Source organism: Kitasatospora sp. NPDC059088, from assembly GCF_042738155.1.
Classification (GTDB): domain Bacteria; phylum Actinomycetota; class Actinomycetes; order Streptomycetales; family Streptomycetaceae; genus Kitasatospora.
Genome location: NZ_JBHYGR010000004.1, coordinates 1 through 2,782 on the forward strand (window position 1 = coordinate 1; position 2,782 = coordinate 2,782).

Annotated in this window: 1 protein-coding gene and 1 rRNA gene; both read left to right on the forward strand. The window is 70.5% G+C overall.

What is annotated here, in order from left to right; genetic code table 11:
* The first annotated feature begins 144 nt into the window (after positions 1–144).
* Positions 145–261: ribosomal RNA gene (rrf, locus tag ACFWXO_RS02810) — 5S ribosomal RNA — on the forward strand.
* 233 nt (positions 262–494) lie between these two features.
* Entirely contained in the window at positions 495–2,603 is a 2,109-nt protein-coding gene (locus tag ACFWXO_RS02815) for a phosphocholine-specific phospholipase C (RefSeq protein ID WP_380521642.1), read from the forward strand.
* Positions 2,604–2,782: the final 179 nt, after the last annotated feature.

Here is a 2,782-nt window from a genome sequence, read left to right on the forward strand (position 1 = left end):
AAGCCCTGTAAGGGGTGGAGTTGACCGGTACTAATAGGCCGAGGGCTTGTCCTCAGTTGCTCGCGTCCACTGTGTTGTTCTGAAACAACGACCCCGACCCGGGGAGAAGTTCACGGGTTGGTGCGGTTGACAGTTTCATAGTGTTTCGGTGGTCATAGCGTGAGGGAAACGCCCGGTTACATTCCGAACCCGGAAGCTAAGCCTCACAGCGCCGATGGTACTGCAGGGGGGACCCTGTGGGAGAGTAGGACGCCGCCGAACAATCATTCAGAAAAGGCCCTGCCGGGTGAACCCGGCGGGGCCTTTTCGCGTTTCCGGCCGTTCGGTGTGCGGCGGAAGCGGAGTAGGCCGCCGGGGTGGGAAGTTGACTGGACAACAGTTGGCCGAAAGCTCACGTGGCGTTCGCCGTCGCACTGTGTACGGCCCGTGTGCGCTGCCTTATGTTCGAGCCTTCTCGGAACACCCATGCATGGCACGACTGGGAAGGACATCACGTGGCCTCCATCGACAGGCGCCGTTTCCTCCAGCTGGGCGGCGCGTCCGCCGCTGCCGCGGGCTTCGGCGTCTTGCCGCCCGCGGTCGGCAAGGCGCTGGCCCTGCCCGCGATCAGCCGGACCCGCTCGATCAAGGACGTCGAACACGTCGTCATCCTGATGCAGGAGAACCGTTCCTTCGACCACTACTTCGGCACCCTCCGCGGCGTGCGCGGGTTCGACGACCCGCGTCCCACGGCTCTGCCCGACGGCCGGCCGAACTGGCACCAGCCCGCCGCCGCGGTGAAGACCGGGCGCTACCACGACCGCGGCCTGCCGGCCTCCGAGAAGGAGGTGCTGCCCTGGTACATCGACCCCAGGAACACCACCGAGCACCAGGCCGGGACGGACCACGGGTGGAGCAGCGGTCACCTCGCCTGGAACGAAGGGCGCCACGACCAGTGGGTGAACCAGAAGCAGGACGTCATGACGATGGGGCACCTCAAGCGTCAGGACCTCCAGTACCACTTCGCCCTCGCCGACGCGTTCACCGTCTGCGACTCGTACTTCTGCTCCGTCCACGCCGACACCGCGCCCAACCGCATCTACCTGTGGACCGGCACCAGCGACCCGCGCAACGCCTACGGCCGCAAGCCCAACGGGCCCGGCCTGGAGGAGCGCAACGGCAAGAACGGCTACACCTGGACGACGTACCCCGAGCGGCTTGAGCAGGCCGGGGTCAGCTGGAAGCTGTACCAGGGCGGTTCCGGTGAGCCGGGCACCCCGACGGACAACTACACCGACAACTCGCTGATGTTCTTCGAGCGTTACCAGGTCGCCGAGGGCGCCTCCGGTCCGCTGGTGGAGAAGGGCGCGACCGACCACACGCTCAAGGAGTTCCGGGCCGACGTCCAGAACGGCCGGCTGCCGCAGGTCTCCTGGATCGTCCCGCCGTACCTGTACAGCGAGCACCCCTCCGCCACCCCCACCGACGGCGCGTACTACATCAACCTGGTGCTGGACGCGCTCACCTCCAACCCCGAGGTCTGGGGCCGGACCGTCTTCCTCATCAACTACGACGAGAACGACGGCCTGTTCGACCACGTCGTGCCGCCGATGCCGCCGGTCGTCAGCCGGCCGGGCGGTCAGGGCATGGTCTCCACCGACCTGGAGGCGAGCCTCGGCGACGAGCTGCTCGACCTCGCCAAGTACCCGGGCGAGATGAGCCCGCTGGTGCCCGGCGCCGACCGCGGCGGGCTGCAGCCGATCGGGCTGGGCCCGCGTGTGCCGCTGCTGGTCATCTCTCCCTGGTCGCGCGGTGGTTGGGTCTGTTCGGAGACCTTCGACCACACCTCGGTGCTGCGGTTCCTGGAGGCCCGCTTCGGTATCGAGGAGCCCAACATCAGTGCCTGGCGCCGGTCCGTCTGCGGTGACCTCACCTCGGCGCTGGACTTCTCCGGTGCCGACCGGGGGAAGGTCTCGATACCCGTGCCCGCGCCGATCGCCTCCCAGGGCAAGCCGTACCAGGTGCCGCTGCCCCAGCGGATGCCCACCCAGGAGCCGGGCACCCGCCCGGCCCGCGCCCTCCCGTACGACCTGCGGGTCAACGAGGACGAGACCGACGACGCGACGGTGTTCCAGCTCAACCTGAACAACCGGGGCGCGGCCGGGGCCTGGCTCTACGTCTACGACCGGACGGCGCCGACGGCCGCCCCCCGCCGCTACACCGTCTCGGCCGGTGACAGCTTCGAGGACCACTGGCCGCTGGTCGACGGCGGCTACCACCTCGTCGCCCACGGGCCGAACGGCTCGGTGCAGGAGTTCGAGGGCAAGACGGTGGGCGGCCTGGTCGCCCGCTTCGAACCCGGTAAGGACAAGGTGCGGGTGACGGTGTCCAACCACGGGGACACCACCCGCACCGTCACCGCCGAGAACGCGTACGCCAAGGGCGCCAAGCAGGGCCGCACCCTGCGGCCCGGCGACGACGCCCGGTTCACCTTCGAACTGCGCGACGAGAACCGCTGGTACGACGTCGCCGTCGCCGCCACGGACGGGCCGGCCTACCGGCGCCGCTGGGCCGGGCACCTGGAGAACGGCCGCCCCGGCATCAGCGACCCCGGGCCGCGCTGACCGCTGCCCCGACGGGTTCCGCCGGCGGAGCCCGACCCCGTTCCCGCGATGCTCCCCGCACAACCGGGCCGGGGGCCCCGCCCCCGGGGCGGGGGGCGGCCCCCCCCCCCCCCCCCGGGGGGGGGGGCGGGGGGGGGGGGGGGGGGGTCGCCCCCCCGGCGCGCGGGGGGGGGGGGGAC